We start from the raw sequence: 22273 nt of genomic DNA on the forward strand, positions 1-22273 counted from the left end.
GACGGCGGGAGTCCGCACCACGCCCCTGAGGCCCCGCTCCCGGCCCGACCCCACGCTTCCGACGAGAGAGAGTGACGCGCAGTGAGTGAGGCCGAGGCGACCACGCCCGGAGGCGACCGGAAGCGACGGCTCGCGGTCATGGTCGTCAGCAACTTCGTCGACGGCGACTCGCGGGTGCAGAAGACCGCGCGCTCGGTCGCCGACGCGGGCTGGGAGGTGGTGCTGCTCGGCCGCGCCCGGGGCACCGCACGCGAGGAGTACACCCTCGGCGGCGCGCGCGTGATCCGCGTCCCGCTGCGCATGACGGCGCAGACGTACCGCAAGGACAACCCGCCGCGCGGCGTCGCCGGCCGGCTCGGCTACCGCTCCGGCGAACAGGCCCGCATGCGCGTCGACGCCCGCCGCGCGCTGCGCGCCGACCTCGAAGTCGAGCGCCGGATCGCCGCCCTCGGCGACCCCGACCTCACCTCGCGGCTCCGGCTCGGCGGGCTGACCGCCGCCGACCGCGCCCGCGGCTACTGGATCGAGGCGCGCCGCAGGCTGTACGAGCGGTCCGCCGCGAAGGCCAAGCAGCCCGGCGGCCGGACGCGGATCGCGGTGGGCCTCGGCCGCGACGGCGGAGCATGGCTCACACAGCCCCAACTCGTCGACTACGACACGGCGTTCTCGCCGGTCATCGCCGAACTGCGGCCCGACCTGCTGCACGCGCACGACTTCGACACCATCGGGCTCGTCGTCCGGTCCGGGCTCAAGCTGCGCGGCGCCGGGCACCCGGTGAAGATCGTCTACGACGCGCACGAGTACATCGCGGGCTGGGAGCGCCCCGGCGACCCCGCGTTCCGTCCCGCGATGTCGGCCCAGGAACGCAAATACATCAAGCTCGCGGACGGCGTCATCACCGTCTCCGACGCCATCGCCGACCTCCTGCGCACCGACCACGGCCTCGACACGCCGCCGACCGTCGTGTGCAACGCCCCCACCGTCGCCGAACTCGCGGCGGGCGACGACGCCGACGCGGTCCCGGACGTGCGCGAGGCGGCCGGTCTCGGACCCGACGTGCCGCTCATGGTCTACGCCGGGATGACCGCCCCCGAGCGCGGCCTCGACACCGCCGTCGAGGCGCTGCCGCGGCTGCCCGGCGTCCACTTCGCGATGGTCACCGCCCGCAATCCGTACGTCGACGCGCTGGAACGGAAGGCGACCGCCCTCGGCGTCGCCGACCGGCTGCACATCCTGCCGTACGTCAAACCCCAGCAGGTCGTCGCCCACCTGGCCGCCGGGACGCTGGGCGTCGTCACGTCGCTGCACTCGCCGAACTACGAACTCTCCCTGCCCAGCAAGTACTACGAATACCTCAACGCCCGCCTCCCGCTGGTGGTCTCCGACCTGCGCACGGTCGGCGCGTTCACCCGCGACCAGGGCATCGGCGAGGTCTACCCGGCGGGCGACGCCGCCGCCTTCGCCGCCGCGGTACGCACGGTGCTGGCGGACCGCGGGCGCTACACGAAGCCGTACGAGGGCGATCTGCTCGCCCGCCACACCTGGGAGGCGCAAGTCCCCGAACTCCTGGGCCTGTACGAGCGGTTGGTCGGCTGATGGGAGCCTCCGACGTGCCGCCGCCCGCCGCGGCCATGCAACCGCGCCTGGTTCTGCTGCGCATGAACTGGATCACGGGCGACTCACGCATCCAGAAGCTGGCCCTCGGCATGGCCGAACGCGGGTGGGACGTCGTCGTACTCGGCCGCTCGCGCACCTCGGCCCGCGAGGTGACCACGCTCGGCGACCCGGAGCGCGGCGCCGCCACGGTGATCCGGGTGCCCGTGCCGTCCGTCGTCGCCCCCTACCGGCGGTCGCGCCGCCAGCGCGGCGTGCTGGGCCGCGTGGGGTTCGCGACGCGCGACGACGAGGTCGCCGACCGCGTCGCGGTGAACTTCCTGCGCCGCGAACAGGCCGCCGAGGAGGCGTACCTCGACACGGCGGCGGACCGCGTGCGGCACACGCTCCGCGGCGCCGGAGTGACTGCCGCGCGCGCCCGGCACATGGTCCGGCGCGAGGCCGCCCGGCGGCACGCCGCATGGCTCGCGCGCGTCGACCGCCCCGGCGCCAAGGCCCGCGCGGTCGCGCACAACCTGCTCAGCGAGGGCTCGGGCTGGCGTGCGACGCAGCCCCAACTCGTCGATTTCGAGGCCGCGTTCGGGCCGGAGATCGACGCGCTGCGCCCGGACATCGTGCACGCGCAGGACATCACGGCGCTCGGCGTCGGGGCCCGCGCGGTGGAACGCGCCCGGCGGGCCGGACGCGCGTCCGTGATGATCTACGACGCACAGGAGTTCATCGCGGGCGCGGGCTACCCGGACCCGGTGCAGAAGGCGGCGTACGTCGGCCTGGAACGCGAACTCATCGCGCGCGTCGACGGCGTGGTCACCGTCTCCGACACCCTCGCCGACATGCTGCGCGAGCGCCACGGCCTGCGCGACCGCCCGACGATCGCCACCAACGCGCCGAGGCTGTCCCGGCCCACGGGCGCGACCGGACGCGGCGTCCGCGGCGCCGCCGGGCTGCCCGACGACGTCCCGGTCCTCGTCTACTCCGGGTGGCTCGCCCCCGAACGCGGCGTCGACACCCTCGCCGAGGCCCTGGTCTCCCTGCCGGGCGCGCACGCCGTCGTGGTGGCCGGCGACCGGCGGCCGTACTTCGCCGAACTCGAGGCTCGGGTCGCCGCGTTGGGCGTGAGCGACCGCTTCCACTTCGTCCCGTACGTCGACCCCGAGGAGGTCGTCGACCACCTCTCGACCGCGACGGTCGGCGTGATCCCGCTGCGGCACCTGCCCAACCACGAGATCTCGCTCATCACGAAGTACTACGAGTACATGCACGCGGGCCTGCCCATCGTGGTCTCCGATGTCCGCACCATGGCGGACTTCACGCGCGAACTGCACTGCGGCGAGGTCTTCCCGGCGGGCGACGCGGCCGGTCTGGCGGACGCGGTGCGCCGCGTGCTCGACGACCGCGATTCGTACGTCAAGCCCTACGCCGCCGACGGGTTCCTGGAGAAGCACTCCTGGGACCGCCAGACGGAGAACATCGCCGCACTGTACGAGCGGCTGACCGGGTTGGTCCCGGAACCGCGCCCGAACGCCACGCTGGCGGCGCAACTGCTGGCGGAGAGCGCGGAGTTCGTGGACACCGCGCCTCCGGTCGACGCGGCGCCCGCTCGTCCGGCGACGCTCCCCGACCCGGCGTACGCCGACGCCGACGACGCCGAAAATCCGGCCTCGTCCGCCGGCCGCGAAGACGTCGACAACCCCGACGACGCCGCGACCCCCGCCGGACCGCGAGAAGACCCGGTCGCGCGCACCCGCCCGGCGGCCGGGCTCACCGACCGCGAGGGGCTGCCCGTCCCCGCCCCGGAGACCCGGACCGTGATCCTCGTCGGCGCGCCGTCGGGCGTGTGGCGCGGAGTCGTGACCGCCCTCGCCGCGTCCGCCCGCGCCGCGGGCACGGACACGGTCGTCCTCGCCCCCGACCCCGCGGGCCCCGGCGACAGCCTGCGGCGCCCGCCGCAAGCCCCCGACGCGGCACAGATCCTGCTCGTCCCCGCGACCCGGACGGTGGCCTCCGGGCGCGACCGCCGCCGCGGCACCGACGAGACGCAGACCCGTGCGATGCGGACCTACGCCGGCTTCCTCGGCCGGGACGCCACACCGCAGTTCGGCCGGTTCCCCGGCCTGCCGTCGCTCGGCTGGCGCGCCGCGCTCCCCGAGGCGATCGACGCCGAGGTGGCCCTGACCCCCGTGCTGGACGCCCTCGCGCCCGCGACGATCCACGCCTGCGACCCGGTCGCGCTCCTGATCGCCTCGCACGCCGCCGCCCGCGCGCGGAAGGCCGGGCGCACGGTCACCGTGGAGTACCACCGCCCGGGCACCGACCCGACCGGCCTGCCGGAAACCCGCCAGGCCAAGCGGGCCCTGCGCACGCTGGAGCGTGCCTGCGTCCCCCGCGCCCGGACGGTCCACGCACCGGACGTCGCGGAGGCGACCACCGACGCCGCGCCGACGGCGCGTTCGCACACGCCGGTCCCGCCCGCGTCCCCGGCGGCCTCGCGCGGGGAACCGGACGACGGCGGACCCGCCGTGACCGGCCGCCGTCGCGCCGCGTCCCTGTTCATCGGGCCCGCCAACATGGCCGGCCAGGGCTGGGCCTGGGCCCAGGCCGCCGAGCGCTTCCTCCCCGGCGTCACGACCGAGGTCACCGCGCTGCACCGCGACGGGCCGCTGCGTTTCCCCGCCGACCGGCAACTCACGTCCCAGGGCTGGGAGTCGGCGGAGCTGCACCTCGCCCTGCGGCGCCACGTGATCGGCGAGGCGACACACGTCCTCCTCGAATCCGGCCTGCCGCTGACCGGCAGGGCCGCCCGCTCCGGGCGCTTCTCCGGCGACGCGCGGGTGCTGCGGGACGCGGGGATCGCGGTCGGCCTGGTGTTCCACGGCTCCGACGTCCGCGATCCGCGGCGGCACCGCGAGCTGTACCCGGAGTCGCCGTTCGCCGATCCCAACAGCCAGGTCTCGCAGGACCTCCAGCCGCGCCACGACGCCCGCATGGCCGATGTCGCGGACTGGGACGGCCCCGTCTTCGTCTCGACGCCGGACCTGCTGGACTTCGTCGTCGACCGGTGGCCGCACGCCGCGTGGCTCCCGGTGGTCGTCGACCTCGGCATATGGCGGCCCGGCGACGAGCCGCTGGGCCGCGCCAAACCCGTTGTCCTGCACGCCCCTTCGCGCGGCACCCTGAAGAGTTCGCCGACCGTGGACGCGGTGGTCGGGGACCTGGCCGCGCGCGGACTGGTCGAATACCGCCGCGTCGAGGGCGTACCGCCGGACGACATGCCCGCGCTGGTCGCCTCCGCCGACATCGTCATCGACCAACTCGCCCTCGGCAACGTCGGCGTCCTCGCCGCGCAGGCGATGGCCGCCGGGCGCCTGGTCGTCGGACACGCCGCGCCTTCGGTACGCGCCCGGTTCACCGGCGGCGTCCCGCAACTGGAGGCGACGCCACGGACGTTGCGCACGGTGCTGACGTCGGTGCTCGACGACCGCGACGCGGCCCGTGAACTCGCCTCCGCCGGGCCCGCGTTCACCGCCCTGCACCACGACGGCCGCCGGTCCGCCGCGGCACTCGCGTCTTTTCTCGCCACGCCCGCACCGGGAGAATCCTGATGGCCGAAACGGAATCCGTCGCCACCGAGCCCACCGGCGGCTCCGCCACCGCGGGCTCGCCCGCTCCGGCCCGCGAGCCCGCGGCACAGACGACGGACAACAACCAGACCCCGGACGCGCACGGCGGAGGAACGGACTCCCCGGACGCCCCGGAGGGCCGCCGCGACGACACCGATCGCGCGTCGGCAACGGCCGACACACCCGCCGCCAGCGCCGGGGACGACGGCTCCGGAGCCGCCGCCCCCGGTCGGGGCGACGGCGGGGCGACCGCCGCGTCCGGGGCCGACACCGCGAGCGGGGCGGAGCCCTCGCCCGAGTCCGGCGCCCACGCGTCCGAGGAGCCCGCGACGACGGTCGGGGAGGCCGGGACGGAGAAGGCGTCGGCTGACCCCGGAGACGCGGGCACGGACGCCGGGAGCGACACCGGCTCGGCCGCCGAGCCCGCCGCGCGCGGAGGAACCCGGGCGCGGGAACAGCGTGCGGGGGAGACCCCCGACGGCCCCGGAGGCGACGACGCGGTGACCGAGCCGGCGTCCGCCGCGGCGCCTGAGGCGGAGCCCGCGGCGGAATCCGGCGCCGAGCCCGCGTCCGCCCGCGACGGCGAGCCCGCGTCCGACGCCGATGCCCCGGCCGCGTCCGCCGGGCACGGCGAAGCCACGTCCGAGTCCGGTGCCGACGCACGCCCGGCCGACGAGCCCCATCAGGAGAGCGAGGTTCCCGACGCCGCCACTCCGTCCGTGGACGACACCGCCGACCCCGCCGCCCGCCCCGCCCTGCCCCGCGTCGTCCTCACCGCCGACAGCCCGGTGGACCGCGCCGGGTCCGCCGTCTCCGCCGGGCGGGAGCTGGCCGAGGAGGGGAATTACGTCCTGCTCGCCGTGCCCGCCGAGGCCGCCGAGGTGTCGACCACGGCGACGGTCACCAAGGGCGGCGTGCTGCGCGTGCTCAACGTGCCCGTGGACGCCGACGCGGCGGCCGAGATCTCGGTGGCGCGCGCGGAGGTCGCCGCCCTCGCGGGGCCGGGGCTCGTCACCGGGCTGCGCCGCAGGTTCGCCCGGCGCAAGCTGGCCTCCGTGCGTGCCCGGGTCTGGGAGACGGCCGCCGCCGACCCCGAGTGGTCGGCGCGCTGCGAGGCCGCGTACCAGCCGTATGTCGAGGCCTTCGACCCCGCGGCCCGCACGAACACCGGGCGGAGCACCCGGCCGGAGGGCGTCGTGGTCGGGGTGGGCCCCACCAACATGGCGGGGCAGGGGTACGCGTGGGCGCGCGCCGTCGAGCGCAAGCTGTCCGGGGTGCGCGCCGAGACGTTCTCGCTCAGCTCCGGCAACACGTTCGGCTTCGCCGCCGACCGCAGCATCTCCACCGACGACTGGCTCTCCCGCAGCTGGCAGTTGGGCCAACTGGCATACATCCTCGACCATTTCACCCACGTGCTCGCCGAGTGCGCGATGCCGCCCTTCGGCCGGCTCAACGGCCCGTGGGCCAACTACGACATCGCCGAGCTGGATGCCGCCGGGATCGCGGTGGCCCTCGCGTTCCACGGCTCGGAGATCCGCGACCCGGCGGCCCAGCGCGCCCGGGTGCCGTTCTCGCCGTTCGACCCCGCCCACGAGCTGACCCGGGCTCTGCAGAGCAAGGTGGACCGGCTCGCCCCGGTCGTCCGGGCCATGGACGTGCCCAAGTTCGTCTCGACGCCGGACCTGCTGCACGACGTGCCGGACGCGACGTGGCTGCCCGTCGTCGTCGACCCCGACGTGTGGGCGACCGACACCAGGCCGCTGGAGCGCGAACGGCCCGTGGTCGTGCATGCCCCGTCGAGCCCGTTCACCAAGGGCACCGGGCTGATCGAACCGGTCGTCGAACGGATGCACGACGCGGGCCTCATCGAGTACCGGCGCATCAAGGGCGTCCCGCACGCCGAGATGCCCGCGCTGCTCGCGGACGCCGACATCGTGCTCGACCAGTTCGTGTTCGGCTCGTACGGCGTCATGTCCGTGCAGGCCATGGCCGCGGGCCGGGTGACCGTCTGCTACCTGCACGACTCGGTGGCCGAGCACCTGCCGGCCGACGTGCCGATCGTCAACGCCGACCCCGATACGCTGGGCGCCGAGCTGGAACGCATCCTCGCGGAGCGCGACGAGGCCGGGAGACTGGCGGCGCGGGGTCCGGCGTACGTCCGCGAAAACCACGACGGTGGGCGCAGCGCGCGCGTCCTCGCCGATTTCCTGGGGGTCACTCCGTGACACGGCCTCGCGTGGCCATGCTGGTCGCCAACGACATCACCCGCGACTCCCGGGTGCAGAAGGTCGCGTATTCGGCCGCGGAGGCCGGCTTCGACGTCCTGCTGCTCGGCTATGACGCGAAGGCGCCCGCGTCGCCGTCGGCGAGCACCCGCATCGGCGCCGCGAAGGTCGTGCGCACGGGCCTGTCGAACCGCTTCCGCCTCCAGGCCGACCGCTACGAGCACCGCACCGCGCCCGCGGACCGCGCCAGACTGGGCGCGTTGCGCGCGGCGAGCTTCGCGGCCCGCATGGACTACAAGGCGCGGCGCCGGCTCATGAAGAGCGTCAAGGAGCCGGGGACCGGCGGCCCCAACGTCAAGGACCGCGCCAAGGAGACCCTGTGGAAGGCCTACATCCGCGACGGTGACTGGCGGCGGACCGCGCGGCACCTCCTTCTGCTGGAGGACGCGTGGAGCGCGATCGTCGAGGATTTCCGACCCGACGTCATACACGCGCACGACATGCACACTCCGGGCATCGGCGTGCGGATCGCCGACCGCATCGCGAAGGCCGGCGGCACGCGTCCCAAGGTGGTGTACGACGCCCACGAGTTCGTCGCGGGCGTGCACATGCCGACCCAGCGCAAGCTGGCGTACACCGGCCTGGAACGGGAGTTCGTGCGCAAGGCGGACGCCGTGGTCACGGTCTCGTCGACGCTCGCGGACATGCTGAAGGAGAAGTACGGCCTCCGCAGCCGGCCGACGGTCGTCGCCAACGCGCCCATGGTCGACCTCGCGGACGACGGGCCCGCGGGCAGGGTACGGGGGATCCGCGAGACGATCGGGCTGGCCGACGACGTCCCGCTGCTGGTCTACAGCGGTGCGATCTCCCCGGCGCGCGGCGTGGACGTGATGGTCGAGGCGCTGCCGCTGCTCGACGGCGCGCACGTCGCGATCGTGTGCGGCGACGCGCGCGATCCGTACGTGCGTTCGCTCGTGGCCCGTGCGGAGGAACTGGGCGCGGGCGACCGCGTGCACACGGTTCCGTACGTCGCGCCGCACCAGGTACCGGAGTTCCTGTCGTCGGCGACCATCGGCGCGATCCCCATCCTGCACACGGTGAACCACGAGGTCGCCCTGATCACCAAGTACTACGAGTACATGCACGGGCGGCTGCCGATCGTGGTGTCCGACGTCGAGGCGATGGCGGAGAAGACCGCCGAGCTGGGCAACGGCGAGGTCTTCACGGTCCGCACCACCGAGCAGGTCGGCGACGCGGGGCTGCGCAAACGGGACGCGGAATCGTTCGCGGAGGCCGCCGGAAAGGTGCTTGCCGACACGGCGCGCTACTCGGACGCGTACACTGAGTCGCTTCTGGCCGAGAACTCGTGGGAGGGCCAGGCACAAGTGCTGGTGGACCTGTACGCGGCGCTCGCGGGCAAGCGGCCGGAACCCCTGGCGGGGCGCCGTCCGTTCGCCGAGAGGTGAGCGCTCTGCCAGGCAGCACTGTGACGCTGAGGAGTGTGCGTGATCCGGGTCTTCCGAGATCGAACACCGATCAAGGAATCCGGTAACCTCAGCGGCACCGCAACGTGGCCGTCTGTTCGATCGGATGTCCGCGTGTGCTCCGGCCACAACCCCCGACCGGTATCACCGGTATCGTCGGTATCCACCCGTACGGAGCGGTTCGCGGTCGTCAGTTCCGAGGGGTGTACCCCGCAGCCGAGGAGAAACCGGTAGTGGCGGTCATGGATGCCGAGGCGCAGGTCAAAGAGCAGAGTCGTACGGCCGAGAGCGTGCCTGTGCACGTCTACGAGCCATACGCCGCGCACCTGCCCCCGCTCAAGACGTACATGCGCGACCTCAGCCAGCGTCGGCGCTTCGCCTATCGCATGGCTCACGCGACCCTGAAGGGTCGCAACTACGAGACGGTGTTCGGGCAGTTGTGGCTGGTGATCAACCCGCTGCTGCTCGCCGGCGTCTACTTCATGCTCGTGACGGTCCTTCAGGGGGCGCACGAGGGCGGGGCGATGAAGGGGTTCACCCTCATCCTCTGCGGCCTTTTCTCGTATTACTACACGCGCAACATCGTGCAGTTGTCGTCGACGTCGATCACCGGCGGCGGCAAGATGATCATGAACATGGCGTTCCCGAAGGCGTTGTTGCCGCTTTCGTCGCTTTTCGCGTCGTTCATGATGTATTGGCCGACTTTGGTGGTCTACATCATCGCGCACTTCGCGGCCGGGCTTTCGGTCGGGGTCGCGTTCGTGTGGCTGCTGCCGATCTTCGTGCTCCAGACGGTCTTCAGCTTCGGCTGCGGCCTCTTCTTCGCGGCGATGGCGGTCTACTTCCGCGACACGTCGAGCCTGCTGCCGTACGTGCTGCGCATCTGGATCTACCTGTCGCCCGTGCTGTTCACGGTCGAGCAGGCCAAGGACAAGCTGGCCGGCAACGAGTGGCTGCTGTGGATCTTCAAGGTCAACCCGCTGTACCCGATCATCGGGTCGTGGAACCAGGTCATCCTGGAGAACCGCGCGCCCTCGGGGACGCTCATGCTGTACGGCACGGCCTGGGCGGTCGTGGCCCTTGTTGGTGGAGCCTGGTTCTTCCTGTCCCGGGAGCGTGAATTTGCCTACCGCATCTGACCCCGAGGTCCTGGAGTCCGCTGTGTCCGAAGTCGCGGCCGACGCGTCCCCCGTCCGTCCTGACCCGAAGGACCAGCCGCTCGCGGTCAAGGTCGACAATCTGTCGATCACGTACCGCACCTCGGTCGAGAAGGTCCCGACGCTCAAGACCGCGATCAAGCGGGTCGGACGCCGCGAGCGCACGATCAAGGAGATCGAGGCGGTCCGCGACGTCTCATGGAGCATCAACCACGGCACGGTGCTGGGTGTCGTGGGCGCGAACGGCGCCGGCAAGTCGACCATGCTGCGGGCGATCGCGGGCATCCTGCCGCCCACCAAGGGCCGCATCGAGGTGCACGGCCGGGTCAGCACGCTGCTGGCCCTCGGCGTCGGCTTCAACAGCCAGCTCACCGGCCGCGAGAACGTCATCCTCGGCGGTCTCGCGCAGGGCAAGGCCGAGGCCGAGGTGCAGGCGAAGTACGAGGAGATCGCCGACTTCGCCGAACTGGGCGAGTTCATGGACATGCCGATGAAGTCGTATTCGTCCGGTATGTACCAGCGTCTGGCCTTCTCTGTCGGCGTCCACATGGACCCCGACATCCTGCTCGTCGACGAGGCGCTGTCGGCCGGTGACGCGCGGTTCAAGCGCAAGGCCGCCGCCAAGATGGACGAACTGTGCCGGGCGGCCCGCACGATCATCCTGGTCAGCCACGGCATGGCCTCGGTGCGCGAGATGGCCAACCACTGCCTGTGGCTGCACAAGGGCAAGCTGATGGACCAGGGCGACCCGGAGACGATCATCGGGGAGTACATGCGCTTCCTCGAAGTCGGCGAAGAGGCGTTCGCGATGGAGGACGTCTGATCACCCGGCCATGACCGACACTTCGCGTGAGGAAACGCCGGCGGACGGGACGACACCCGCCGCCGGCGGTCCGCCGAACGGGCCCGCTGCGGACGAGGGCACTGCCGCCGACGCCGCCCCCGTCGCCACCGATACCGACGCCGCCGACGCGGTCACCACCGACGCCGCCGCCGACGCCGACGATGCCGACACGGCCCAGCCCGTCGAGGCCGTCGTCGCCGACACCACCGGCGACACCGCTGCCGACGCCGCCGCGGATGGGGTCGTCGCCGACGACATCGCCGCCACCGGCTCCGATGCCGACGTGGCGGTCACCGACGACGTCGCCGCGACGGGCGCCGAAACCGACGATGCCACCGATGCCGAGGTGGCGGTCGTCGACGACATCGCCACGACGGCCGCCGACGCCGCCGCAACCGGCGACGCTGCCGACACCACCACCGCCACCGATGCCGACGATGCCGCTGCCGTCGCCGTCGACGCCGCACCCGGCGCCGACGATGCCGACACGGTCCGGGCCATCACGGCCGTCAAGAGCCACGAGCCCTTCGAGGCCGTGGACACCTCCGGGTCCGGCCATCCTCCCCCCACCGCCGATGCCCCGGACGACGGCCGGGGCGGCGGCACGCCCCCCGCGGACACGGCGTACCCCGCGCGGACCAGCCCCGCCTCCGGCGGCCCCGCGCGGTTCGACGTCAGCATCATCAGCTCCGGCCACGACGTCGCCGACGCCCGGTTGCACCGGACGGCCGCGGCACTCCTGCGGGCCGGGCTCACCGTTGAGGTCGTCGGCCTCGGCGACCCGGCCGGCGGGCCGCCCGGCACCCGGGTGGTCTCGCTCGGCCGCCGAGGCGGCGCCCTCGACCGCGCGCGGCGCGACCTCACCATCCCGTTCCGGGCCCGCGGCACGGTCGTCATGACGCTCGACCCCGATCTGGTCCCCACCGCCGCCGCGGCCCGGCTCGTACGTCGTGGCCGGCTCGCGGTCGACGTCCACGAGGACTACCTCAAACTGCTGCGCGACCGGTCGTGGGGCCGCACCTGGAAGGGCCAGGTCGGCGGCTCGCTGGTCCGGCTGTGCACCGCGGTCACCGGCCGTGCCGACCTCACCGTCGTCGCGGACGACCACGTCCCGCCGCTCGCCGCCCGCAGCCGCATCGTCGTCAAGAACCTCCCGGACACCGGCTACCTGCCCGCGTCGGGCGAGCCGGACGCCGTCCCGCGTGCCCTCTACATCGGCGACGTACGCCGCTCCCGGGGCCTCGCGGCGATGCTCGCCGCGATCGAGGCCGCCGACCCGTGGGAGGTCGACATCGTCGGCCCGGTGGCCGCCGCCGACCAGGCGTGGCTCGACGAGTGGCGGGCCACGTCGCCCGCCGCGGGCCGGGCCCGCTTCCACGGGCGCCTGGCACCGGACGCCGCGTGGCGCTTCGCGCGCGGCGCGTGGGCCGGGTTCGCCCTGCTCGACGACACCCCCGCGTTCCGCGACGCGGTGCCCACCAAGCTGTACGAGTACCTCGGCAGCGGGCTCGCCGTGGTGGCGACCCCCCTGCCGCGTATGGCTAGGATCGTGGACGAGTCCGGGGCGGGCCGGGTGGTCCGCGACGCCGAGGACGCGGGGCGGGTCCTGCGCGAATGGGCCGAGGACCCCGACAAGCTCCGGGCGCTGCGCGAGGCCGCTCTGCGGTGGGCCGACGGCAACCTCACGGGTTCCTCGCCCTCCGACGAACTGGCCCGAACCATAAGTGATCTTGTCCGTGCCGCCGAGCGCAGACCCTGACGAGACCGAGGAGCGCCGCGTGCAACCCACGGGCAACGCCGGCCATTCCGGTGCGCGCATCATGCCGAGCGCCGATGTCGACGAGCGTGCCAAGATCGGTGCCGGCAGCACCGTGTGGCACCTCGCCCAGGTCCGTGAGGGGGCGCTGCTGGGCACCGGCTGCATCATCGGCCGCGGCGCCTACGTCGGCCCCGACGTCCACCTCGGCGACAACGTCAAGCTCCAGAACTACGCCCTGGTCTACGAGCCGGCCCGGCTGGAGGACGGCGTCTTCATCGGCCCCGCCGCGGTGCTCACCAACGACGTGTACCCGCGTTCGGTCGACCCCGCCGGAGCCCTCAAGCGCGGCGGCGACTGGGACGCGCGGGGCGTGACGGTACGCGAGGGCGCCGCCGTCGGCGCCCGCGCGGTGATCGTCGCGGGCATCACCGTCGGGCGCTGGGCGCTCGTCGCCGCCGGCGCCGTCGTCACCCGCGACGTCCCCGACTTCGCCCTCGTCGCGGGCGTGCCCGCGCGGCGCGTCAAATGGGTCGGCCGGGCGGGCGTCCCCCTGGTGGAGGACGCCGAAACGGGGAACGCGGGGGGCAGCGGCACCGGCGACAGCGCGGCCGGGCGCCGCTGGGTGTGCCCGGAGACCGGGGCGCGCTATATCGAGATCGACGAAACCCTCTCGGAGGTAACCCCCTGATGGCCGGAACCATCCCCGCCGCCGCGCCGTTCTTCGGCGCCGAAGAACGGGAAGCGGTCGACCGCGTGCTCCGCAGCGGCATGGTCGCCCAGGGCCCCGAAGTCGCGGCGTTCGAGCAGGAGTTCGCGTCGATCGTCGGCGGCCGTACGAGCATCGCGGTCAACTCGGGCACCTCCGGCCTGCACCTGGCGCTGATCGCGATGGGCGTCGGCGCTGGCGACGAGGTCATCGTGCCGTCGTTCAGCTTCGCCGCGACCGCCAACGTCGTCGCCCTGGTCGGCGCCACCCCGGTCTTCGTGGACATCGAACCCGACCACTTCTGCCTCGACCCGGCCGCGGTCGAGGCCGCGATCACCCCGAAGACCGCCGCGATCATGCCGGTGCACCTGTACGGCCACCCCGCCGACATGACCCGCATCGGCGCAATCGCCGAGCGCCACGGCGTCGCCGTCATCGAGGACGCCTGCCAGGCACACGCCGCCGCGCTGGACGGCACCCCCGTCGGCGCGTTCGGCACGACCGCGGTGTTCTCGCTCTACCCGACCAAGAACATGACCTCCGGCGAAGGCGGCATGGTCGTCACCGACGACCCCGCGATCGCCCGCAAGCTGCGGCTGCTGCGCAACCAGGGCATGGAGAAGCGGTACGAGAACGAGGTCGTCGGCTTCAACATGCGCATGACCGACCTCCACGCCGCGATCGGCCGCGTGCAACTCGGCCGGCTCGCGGGATGGACCGCGCGGCGCCGGGAGAACGCGGCGCACCTCGACGCCGGAATCGCCGGGTCCGGCATCGTCGCCCCGCCCGTCGCGGCCGGCGCGACGCACGTCTACCACCAGTACACGGTGCGCGTTCCCGACGACGCGGTGTCCGGCGGCCGTGACGCCTTCGCTGCCCGGCTCACCGAGCGGGGCGTCGGCAGCGGCGTCTACTACCCGGTGCCGATCCACCGCCTGCCGTCTTTCGCCCGCACGCTGGACCTGCCCGAGACCGAGCGCGCGGCCCGCGAGGTCCTGTCGCTGCCCGTGCACCCCTCGCTGACCGACGCGGACCTGAAGACCATCGTCGAAGCGGTGATCGCCAAGTGAGCACGAACACCGGCCCCGTTCCCGCGACCCCGCTGCGCGCCGGGCTGATCGGCCTCGGCATGATGGGCCGCCACCACGCGCGCGTCCTGCGGGGCCTCGCCGGCGTCGACCTCGTGGGCGTGGCCGACCCGTCGGGTGACGCGCACGGCGCCGCGCAAGGCGTGCGGCTGTACCACGGCGTCGAGGAGCTGATCGACCTCGGCATCGACTACTGCGTCGTCGCGGCGCCGACCGCGTACCACGAGAAGCTCGGCCTCACCCTGGCCGCCGCGGGCGTGCACACGCTCATCGAGAAGCCGCTCGCGCAGGACGTCGAGTCGTCGCGCCGCGTCGCCGACGCGTACGAGGACGCCGGGCTCATCGGCGCGGTCGGCCACATCGAGCGCTACAACCCCGCGTTGCAGGCGCTGCGCGCCCGGCTCGCCGACGGGCAGCTCGGCAACATCTACCAGGTCGTCACGCGCCGCCAGGGCCCGTTCCCGAACCGCATCTCCGATGTCGGCGTCGTCAAGGACCTCGGTACCCATGACATCGACCTGACCGCGTGGATCACCGGGCAGCCGTACAGGTCGGTCGCCGCTCGCACCGCGTACAAGAGCGGACGCGCCTTCGAGGACCTGGTCGCGGTGGTCGGCCAGCTCGCCGACGGGACGATCACCAACCACCTCGTCAACTGGCTCTCGCCGATGAAGGAGCGCGTCACGATAGTGACGGGCGAGCGCGGCGCCCTGATCGCCGACACCCTGAACGTCGACCTGACCTTCCACGCCAACGGCGAGCTGGCCACCCAGTGGGAGGCCATCTCGAACTTCCGCGGGGTGTCCGAGGGCGACATGATCCGCTACGCGATCCCCAAGCCCGAACCGCTCCAGACCGAGCACGAGGCCTTCCGCGACGCCGTCCTCGGCAAGGAGGCGGACATCGTCACGATGCGCCAGGGCCTGGTCAACGTCGTCGTGGCGCAGGCCGTCATCGACTCGGCGACCGGGGGAACGACGGTCCCCATCGGGGGCTGACCCGAGCCGTTCGGCTCCGACTCCGACCACCGGGCACACGAGCCCGCACCGTGGTCCCCCGACGCCGTCGGCGTGGGGGGACCACGGCGTTTCCGGGACGCGGTCTCACGAGCCGAACTCGCGGACCGCCTCGTAGTACAGGCTCGCGGTGGCCCGGCACAGCGAACGCGAACCGCACAGGGTGTTCATGTCGTCGCGGAACCGGTTGTCGATCCGCAGGCGGGCGTCCTCGGTGAACCGGTTCTGGGCCTTGTAGTTGCGGTAGCCGAAGTCGTGGCGCCAGCACGCCTTCGTGAAGTCGTAGCCGAACGGGGCGTCGGGGGCGTTCGAGCAGCCGTCGCTCGACCAGTCGACGTCCGCGGGGCGGTCGGCCGAGGCGCGGATCGCGACGAACGACGGCAGCGTCTCGGTGAACAGCAGCCGGTCGGTGGTCGCGACCGCGTCCCGCGGGGCCGCGGCGGCCGGTGCGGGGGCGAGGGCGAGGGCGAGTGAGCCGGCGATCGCCGCGGCGGTGGCGGCGACGCGCGGTGCGGGGGATGCGGTACGTGTCGGCATGAGCCCGGAGAGTAGCGCCCGAACGGACGTACCGGAGACCGCCGAACGGGCGGCGTACGCTGGCCCCCGTGAAGGTCATCAGCGTCGTCGGCGCGCGCCCCCAGTTCGTGAAACTCGCTCCCGTGGCCGAGGCGTTCCGCGCGAGCGGATATGAACACCGCATCGTCCACACCGGGCAGCACTACGACGCGGACCTGTCCGACGTGTTCTTCGCCGACCTGCGGATCCCCGCGCCGGACGTGCACCTCGGCATCGGCTCCGGCGGCCACGGCGCCCAGACCGGGGCGATGCTCGCCGCGCTCGACGACGTCCTCACCGAAGGCACGCCGCCCGACTGGGTCCTGGTGTACGGCGACACCAACTCGACGCTCGCGGCGGCCCTTTCGGCGGTCAAGCTGCACCTGCCGCTCGCCCATCTGGAGGCGGGGCTGCGCTCGTACAACAGGGTCATGCCCGAGGAGCACAACCGCGTGCTGACCGACCACGCGGCGGATCTCCTGCTGGCCCCCACCGAGTTGGCGGTACGCAACCTCACCGGCGAAGGCCTCGCGGCACGCACGCTGATGGTCGGCGACGTCATGACCGACATCCTGCTGCGCGTCCGCGCCGCGGTCGCCGACCGGCCGTTCCGGCTCCCCGGCGAGGACCACGACCCGGCCGTGCCGGGCGACGGCCCCGACGGGCCGGGATACCTGCTGGCGACCGTGCACCGCGCGGAGAACACCGACGACCCCAAGCGCCTGCGCGCGATCGTCGAGGGGCTGGCCGCGCTGCCGCTGCCGGTGCTGCTGCTGGCCCATCCCCGTTTGCGGGCCAAGGCGGAGGCGGCCGGGATCGACCTCACCGCGGGGGCGCTGCGGGTCGCGCGGCCCCTGCCCTACCCGGAGATGGTGCGCGCGGTGCTCGGGTCGAGCGGGGTCGTCACGGACTCGGGCGGCCTCCAGAAAGAGGTTTTCCTGCTGCGGCGCCCGTGCACGACGCTGCGTACCGAGACCGAGTGGCCGGAGACCCTGGAAGGCGGCTGGAACCACCTGTGCGCCGACCCCGCGGACCTCGTCGGCGCGGTGCTGCGGGAGAGCCCGACACCGGTGGAGGGGCACCCGTACGGGGACGGCCACGCGGCCGAGAAGGTTGTTGCGGCACTGGCCGAGCGGGCCTGATCCCCAGCGGCCCGCTCGGGACGGGGTGCGGTCGGCTGTGCCGCCGGCTTCGCGTGTCGGCGGGTGGGGGAGGGCGGATGGGGGCTGTGCGGTGTCGTATGGCGGACATCGGCTCTGCTGTGTCACGGGGCGGCGACCGACCCCGCTGTGCTGGATGGCGGCCACCGACTCCGCTGTGCTGGATGGCGGCCACCGACTCCGCTGTGCTGGATGGCGGCCACCGACTCCGCTGTGCTGTATTGCGGCCACCGACTCCGCTGTGCTGTATTGCGGCCACCGACTCCGCGGGTGATTTCCGGCCGGTAGGCTGGCCGCGCGACCGGCAACGGCGCCGGACGGCCGGCGGATGTCCCGGGTCGCAGCACTTGCCGCATCTGGATCACCGGCGGACCGCCGCCGGGCCACCGTCGACCGAAGGTTTGCGCATCGTGAAGATCTGTGTCGTCGCGCTCGGGAAGATCGGCCTCCCGCTTGCCGTGCAGTTCGCGGCCAAAGGGCATGAGGTCGTCGGCGCCGACGTCAACGCCGCCGCGGTCGACCTGGTCAACCGGGGCGTCGAGCCGTTCCCGGGGGAGGCGGAGCTCGACGTGCGGCTCCGTGACGTGGTCGCCTCCGGAGCGCTGCGCGCGACGACGGACACGACGGCCGCGGTCGCCGAGAGCGACTACGTTGTCGTGGTCGTCCCGGTCGTCGTCGACGCCGAGGCCCGCCCCGACTTCCGCGCCATGGACGCCGCGACCGCCGCGATCGCCGCCGGGCTGCGTCCCGGCACGCTGGTCTCGTACGAGACGACGCTGCCGGTGCACACCACCCGCGAGCGCTTCCTCACGCAGTTGGAGGACGCGTCCGGGCTGTCCTGCGGCACCGACTTCCTCCTGTGCCACAGCCCCGAACGCGTGCTCACCGGCCGGGTCTTCGCGGATCTGCGCCGCTACCCCAAGCTCGTGGGCGGCGTCGACGAGGTGAGTGCCAAGAAGGCGGTCCAGTTCTACGAGGCGGTCCTCGACTTCGACGAGCGCCCCGACCTCGTGCGCGGCAACGGCGTGTGGGACCTGGGCAGTGCGGAGGCGGCCGAGCTGGCGAAGCTGGCGGAGACGACGTACCGCGACGTCAACATCGGCCTCGCGAACCAGTTCGCGCGCTTCGCGGACTCGGTCGGCATCGACATCCACGCGGTCATCGAGGCGTCCAACTCGCAGCCGTACAGCCACATTCACCGGCCCGGCATCGCCGTCGGCGGGCACTGCATCCCGGTCTATCCGCGCTTCTACGCGTTCAACGACCCCGATGCCACGATCGTGAAGGCCGCGCGCACCACCAACGCCGGTATGCCCGGGTATGCCGTCGGGCTGCTCGACGGCGTGCTGTCGCGCGACGGCGGCGCGGGGCTGCGCGGCGCGCGGGTCGCGGTGCTCGGCGTCACCTACCGCGGAGGCGTCAAGGAGACGGCGTTCTCGGGGGTCTTCCCCGTCGTGGAGGCCCTGCGCGCGGCCGGCGCGGAGGCGCTGGTCAGCGACCCGCTGTACACCGACGAGGAGATCACCGCGCTGGGCCTGACGCCGTACCGCGACGGTGACGGGGTCGACGCGGTCGTCGTGCAGAGCGACCACGCCGAGTACCGCACGCTGGCGGCCGACCGGTTCCCGGGAGTCCGGGCCCTGGTGGACGGACGGCGTGTGACCGACCCCGACCTGTGGGCGGGCGTCGTACGCCGCACCATCGGCGGCGGCGACCAGCAGCGGGCACAGGTGTGAAGTCCAGGCTCGGCAAGGTCCACCTCGGCAAGCTCATCGCGGGCTGCGGGGCGGCGGTGCTGGTCGCGGTGCTGGGTGTGGTGGCCGTGCAGGCCGAGGAAGTCTCGTCCTGCTGGAGCGACTTCGACGGCCTCACCGACAAGAAGGTGTTCCCCGACGCGTACACCGTGCGTCTCATCGACACCTACGACGACCCCGCGCTGCGTGCCGCGCAACGCGACCCCGCCTACCGGGAGGCGACCGCTTTCGGCGGTGACTCGGCGATCGGCGGGCCCGTGTGGACCATCGCGAACCAAGGTCCCAACCCCGTCCTGACGGACCAACTGGGCCTGTTGACCGCGCGGGGCGGCGCCGACCCCGGCGACCTCGCGATGTACGAGGGCCGCAACGGCAAGCGCCACTGGATGCGCGCCGCCAACGCCCCTGCCGGTTACTTCATGAAGAACCTGCGGGCCCTGACCTTCGTCCCGCAGCCCGGCGGCACGACGAACGTCATCGGCGCGGACGCACGGTCGGGGTACCTCCAGTGGTGCCAGTCCGTCCCGCTCCGGCCGACGGCCTCGGCGGACGGCGACTCCGGCTGGGTCACCGCCACGACCGGCAACGGCCGTACGGTGCTGCTCGTCGGGCAGCCCAAGGGGGCCGCGGCGGGTACCTCCGCGATCGCCTACCAGGACGTCGTGACCGGCAAGGTGACGCGGCGCTGGAACGTCCAGGGCGCCTGGACCGACGTGGCCGCCGACGGCAAGCTCGTGTACGCCGCGGCCCCCGGCGCGGTCGCGGCCTACCGGCCCGGTGTCGCCGAGCCCGTCTGGCGGACGGAACTCCCCGGCGGCGCGGGCACCGTCGACTTCGCCTCGGTCGCGAACGGCCGCGTCCTGGTCGCCTCCCGTCCCGAGGCCGGCGGCCCCGGCACGCTGACCGCCCTGGACACCGCGGGCGGGGCATTGTGGACGCTCGACACCGCGGAGCCCGAAGGCGCCCTCCCCACCGGCGATCTGGTGCTCGTCCGCGAGAACCGCGGCGGTGCCGACGGCGTCGCCGCCTACCGCGCCGATAACGGAACTCCCGTGTGGTTCACGCCCGTTCCCGGGCTGAAGCGCCTCGCCGACGGCGGCACCGACGGCACGCTCCTCTACCTTCCCGGCGAAACCGGCCCCCGCGTCCTGCGCGTGGCCGACGGCACCGCCCAGCCCACCACGCTCACGACGCCGGCCGACCGCGTCTTCGTGAGCGGCCAACGGGTCATCGTGCAACACACCGCGAGCCCCGAACTGGCCTGGACGATCGCCTACACCACGCCCTCGGCCGCGGGCGAGGCCGACACCGCCACGGACCCGCGCGAACGGTGAGGCCGGGGAACGCTCCCCGGCCGCCCGTCACTTCGCCCGCGCGGTGACCCGCGCGCCCCTCACTTCGAGTACTTGGTCTTGATACACGAGTCGTTGTCGGCCGTGTTCAGCTTGATGTCCTCGGCCTTCGGCGGCGCGACCGTCGCCGTCGGCGCGGGGGCGGGAGCCGAACCGCCCGACGACGCCTTGCCCGACGACCCGGTGCCGGCGGAGTCGGCTCCGTCCTTGAGGCCCGGGAAGTCCAGGCCGATCACCAACTGCAACTTGGTTCCGGCCTTGGAGCTTTCGTCGAGCGCGGTCTCCGGCAGGCCCACGGCGGCGGCGAGTTGCCTGGCCGCGTCGAGTTGGCCCGTCGGATAGGTGATCGAGCTGTTGGCCTGCTGGCTGCCTCCGGTCTTGTCGACCGACGCCTTGTACTTCGCGGCGAGCAGCTTGTCGACGACCTCCTGGGCCTTCGGAACCTGCGTGCTGTTGCGTACCGAGACGGAGATCGTCGCCGGGTCGATCGTCGGCGCCGCCGGTGCGGCCGGCGCGGGAGCGGAACTCGCGGCCGGCGGAGCGGCCCCGGGATCGCCCTTGGTCAGCGGCGTGTCGTTGCGGACCGTGGCCCACAGGTTGGTGGCCTGGGGTTCGATCGCCTGCACGTGGACCTTCGGGTTCTCCTCCGGTACGTCCATGACCGGCAGCGTGGTGAAGGCCATGCGTTTCTCGGGGACCTTCTTGATCTCGTTGCCGAGCGACACCAACTTCTCGATGCGGCCGAGGCCTTCGTCGACCGTGATGTTGCCGGTGGCGGCCTGCGCGATCTGGAAGACGGCGGCCGGGTCCTTCCACGTCGCACTGGTCTTGATCTCGCGGGCCAACGCCATCAGGAACGACTTCTGCGCCTCGATGCGGGCCAGGTCGCTCTCGCCGTAGAAGCCGTGGCGGGCGCGAAGGAAGCTCAGGGCGTCCTCGCCCTGGAGGTTGTGCGGTCCCGCCGCGAGGTCGAGGCCGGTGCCCCTGCCGGGCCCCTTGGGGTCGTACAACCGGTCGCACAGCACGATGTCGACGCCGCCGACCGCTTTCGTCATCTGCTTGACGCCGTTGAAGTCGATCATCATCCAGTGGTCGATACGCACGCCGAGCATGCGTTCGACGGTCGCCACGGTGCAGGGAGGCCCGCCCGGCTCGATCATCGTGGTGTTGAACGCCACGTGTTCCTGGGCGGGCTGCGTCCCCTTGTCGTGCTTGCACGACGGCCGGTCGACGAACATGTCGCGCGGGATGCTCACCACCGACGCGTTCGAGCGGTCCGCCGAGAGGTGCAGGAGCAGCGTGGTGTCGGCGCGTCCCGGCTCGTCGTCGTTGCCGTAGCCGGTGTTCCCCTTGCCGACGCGGCTGTCCGAGCCGATCAGCAGCACGTTCATCTGCCGGCGGCCCTGCTCGTCCTCGCCGGCCGCCCCGACATCGCTGTTGCCGCTGCGGTCGCCGGTCTTGATGCGGCTGTTGAGGTATTCGTAATACCCGTACGCGGCGCCCACGATCACGACGAACAGCCCGGCCAGGGAGAGGGCGATCCACTTGAGCCGCTTCTTGGCCTTGCCGGATTTGCCGTTCTTGCCCGGGCGCGTCGCCGGCTGTGTGGTCCGGCGTCTGGGCGCCGGAACCGGTGACCGCTCGGGGGACCGCGTCGGGGAGGGCACCGCGAGGGCCGTCCCCGGGGTCGGAGCGGCCTCGGCGGCGTTCGCCGCGGCCAGTTCCTCCGGCGTGCGCATCCGGTACGCGCCGGTGTCCGGGTCCAGGACCCAGAGATCGGCGACGTCCGCGTCGTCCATGCCGCCGAGTCCGTCTCCCGAGCCCGCCCCCGAGGCTCCGGACGCGGCCCCGGAATTGCGCCCGCCGTACGCGTCATGTGCGTCGTGCGAGCGCCCGTGCCCCGATGCCATGCCGTGCGTACCTCCGGCGTGTGGTGATG

At 73.1% G+C, this 22273-nt stretch carries 15 protein-coding genes; 13 read left to right on the top strand and 2 right to left on the bottom strand.

Features of this window, described 5'->3' with window-relative positions; translation table 11 throughout:
* The first annotated feature begins 81 nt into the window (after nucleotides 1-81).
* From LO772_RS21570 to LO772_RS21615, 10 genes are all read left to right on the top strand, one after another.
* Nucleotides 82-1596 carry a glycosyltransferase family 4 protein gene (locus tag LO772_RS21570; protein WP_231773680.1) on the top strand — a complete coding sequence of 505 codons (1515 nt, stop codon included), beginning with the start codon at nucleotides 82-84 and terminating at the stop codon, nucleotides 1594-1596.
* Nucleotides 1596-5216, top strand: coding sequence for a glycosyltransferase (locus tag LO772_RS21575; protein ID WP_231773681.1), 3621 nt, complete (start codon nucleotides 1596-1598; stop codon nucleotides 5214-5216). The genes LO772_RS21570 and LO772_RS21575 overlap by 1 nt, the downstream gene beginning before the upstream one ends.
* Nucleotides 5216-7459: a hypothetical protein gene (locus LO772_RS21580; RefSeq protein ID WP_231773682.1), complete on the top strand. Its 2244-nt coding sequence runs from the start codon at nucleotides 5216-5218 to the stop codon at nucleotides 7457-7459. The genes LO772_RS21575 and LO772_RS21580 overlap by 1 nt, the downstream gene beginning before the upstream one ends.
* A gap of 17 nt (nucleotides 7460-7476) precedes the next feature.
* Nucleotides 7477-8925 carry a glycosyltransferase gene (locus LO772_RS21585; RefSeq protein ID WP_231779658.1) on the top strand — a complete coding sequence of 483 codons (1449 nt, stop codon included), beginning with the start codon at nucleotides 7477-7479 and terminating at the stop codon, nucleotides 8923-8925.
* 260 nt (nucleotides 8926-9185) lie between these two features.
* Nucleotides 9186-10082 carry an ABC transporter permease gene (locus tag LO772_RS21590; protein ID WP_231779659.1) on the top strand — a complete coding sequence of 299 codons (897 nt, stop codon included), beginning with the start codon at nucleotides 9186-9188 and terminating at the stop codon, nucleotides 10080-10082.
* Complete coding sequence (locus LO772_RS21595; RefSeq protein WP_231773683.1) at nucleotides 10066-10923, top strand: ABC transporter ATP-binding protein; 858 nt, start codon at nucleotides 10066-10068, stop codon at nucleotides 10921-10923. The genes LO772_RS21590 and LO772_RS21595 overlap by 17 nt, the downstream gene beginning before the upstream one ends.
* 10 nt (nucleotides 10924-10933) lie before the next feature.
* Nucleotides 10934-12703, top strand: a complete 1770-nt coding sequence (locus LO772_RS35905; RefSeq protein ID WP_269453069.1) for a glycosyltransferase family protein — start codon at nucleotides 10934-10936, stop codon at nucleotides 12701-12703.
* A gap of 61 nt (nucleotides 12704-12764) precedes the next feature.
* Nucleotides 12765-13391: an acyltransferase gene (locus tag LO772_RS21605; RefSeq protein ID WP_231779661.1), complete on the top strand. Its 627-nt coding sequence runs from the start codon at nucleotides 12765-12767 to the stop codon at nucleotides 13389-13391.
* A complete protein-coding gene (locus tag LO772_RS21610) occupies nucleotides 13391-14479 on the top strand; it encodes a DegT/DnrJ/EryC1/StrS family aminotransferase (RefSeq protein WP_231773684.1) in 1089 nt (362 codons plus the stop codon). The genes LO772_RS21605 and LO772_RS21610 overlap by 1 nt, the downstream gene beginning before the upstream one ends.
* A 59-nt stretch (nucleotides 14480-14538) precedes the next feature.
* Nucleotides 14539-15495: a Gfo/Idh/MocA family protein gene (locus tag LO772_RS21615; protein ID WP_231779662.1), complete on the top strand. Its 957-nt coding sequence runs from the start codon at nucleotides 14539-14541 to the stop codon at nucleotides 15493-15495.
* 105 nt (nucleotides 15496-15600) lie between these two features.
* Here the strand turns inward: LO772_RS21615 and LO772_RS21620 are convergent, their stop codons facing one another.
* Nucleotides 15601-16050, bottom strand: a complete 450-nt coding sequence (locus LO772_RS21620; protein WP_231773685.1) for a phospholipase — start codon at nucleotides 16048-16050, stop codon at nucleotides 15601-15603.
* Between the two features lie 68 nt (nucleotides 16051-16118).
* On the opposite strand from LO772_RS21620, the gene wecB reads away from it, so the two are divergent.
* From wecB to LO772_RS21635, 3 genes are all read left to right on the top strand, one after another.
* Nucleotides 16119-17210, top strand: a complete 1092-nt coding sequence (wecB, locus tag LO772_RS21625; protein ID WP_231773686.1) for a non-hydrolyzing UDP-N-acetylglucosamine 2-epimerase — start codon at nucleotides 16119-16121, stop codon at nucleotides 17208-17210.
* A 428-nt stretch (nucleotides 17211-17638) separates the two neighbouring features.
* Nucleotides 17639-18964, top strand: coding sequence for a nucleotide sugar dehydrogenase (locus tag LO772_RS21630; RefSeq protein ID WP_231773687.1), 1326 nt, complete (start codon nucleotides 17639-17641; stop codon nucleotides 18962-18964).
* Entirely contained in the window at nucleotides 18961-20316 is a 1356-nt protein-coding gene (locus LO772_RS21635; protein WP_231773688.1) for a PQQ-like beta-propeller repeat protein, read from the top strand. The genes LO772_RS21630 and LO772_RS21635 overlap by 4 nt, the downstream gene beginning before the upstream one ends.
* A 59-nt stretch (nucleotides 20317-20375) precedes the next feature.
* Here LO772_RS21635 and LO772_RS21640 read toward each other — a convergent pair whose 3' ends face one another.
* Nucleotides 20376-22244 (bottom strand): LCP family protein, encoded by a 1869-nt coding sequence (locus LO772_RS21640; RefSeq protein ID WP_231773689.1) that lies wholly within the window; start codon nucleotides 22242-22244, stop codon nucleotides 20376-20378.
* Nucleotides 22245-22273 lie beyond the last annotated feature (29 nt).

Origin of the sequence: Yinghuangia sp. ASG 101 (genome assembly GCF_021165735.1) — a bacterium.
Lineage (GTDB): Bacteria > Actinomycetota > Actinomycetes > Streptomycetales > Streptomycetaceae > Yinghuangia.

Excerpts from the sequence above, each read along its gene's own strand:
- LO772_RS21615 (WP_231779662.1), top strand. The coding sequence starts at position 14,539 with ATGATGGGCCGCCACCACGCGCGCGTCCTGCGGGGCCTCGCCGGCGTC.
- LO772_RS21575 (WP_231773681.1), top strand. The coding sequence starts at position 1,596 with ATGGGAGCCTCCGACGTGCCGCCGCCCGCCGCGGCCATGCAACCGCGC.
- LO772_RS21590 (WP_231779659.1), top strand. The coding sequence starts at position 9,186 with ATGGATGCCGAGGCGCAGGTCAAAGAGCAGAGTCGTACGGCCGAGAGC.
- LO772_RS35905 (WP_269453069.1), top strand. The coding sequence starts at position 10,934 with ATGACCGACACTTCGCGTGAGGAAACGCCGGCGGACGGGACGACACCC.
- LO772_RS21605 (WP_231779661.1), top strand. The coding sequence starts at position 12,765 with ATGCCGAGCGCCGATGTCGACGAGCGTGCCAAGATCGGTGCCGGCAGC.
- LO772_RS21585 (WP_231779658.1), top strand. The coding sequence starts at position 7,477 with ATGCTGGTCGCCAACGACATCACCCGCGACTCCCGGGTGCAGAAGGTC.
- LO772_RS21640 (WP_231773689.1), bottom strand. The coding sequence starts at position 22,244 with ATGGCATCGGGGCACGGGCGCTCGCACGACGCACATGACGCGTACGGC.
- LO772_RS21610 (WP_231773684.1), top strand. The coding sequence starts at position 13,391 with ATGGCCGGAACCATCCCCGCCGCCGCGCCGTTCTTCGGCGCCGAAGAA.
- LO772_RS21580 (WP_231773682.1), top strand. The coding sequence starts at position 5,216 with ATGGCCGAAACGGAATCCGTCGCCACCGAGCCCACCGGCGGCTCCGCC.
- LO772_RS21620 (WP_231773685.1), bottom strand. The coding sequence starts at position 16,050 with ATGCCGACACGTACCGCATCCCCCGCACCGCGCGTCGCCGCCACCGCC.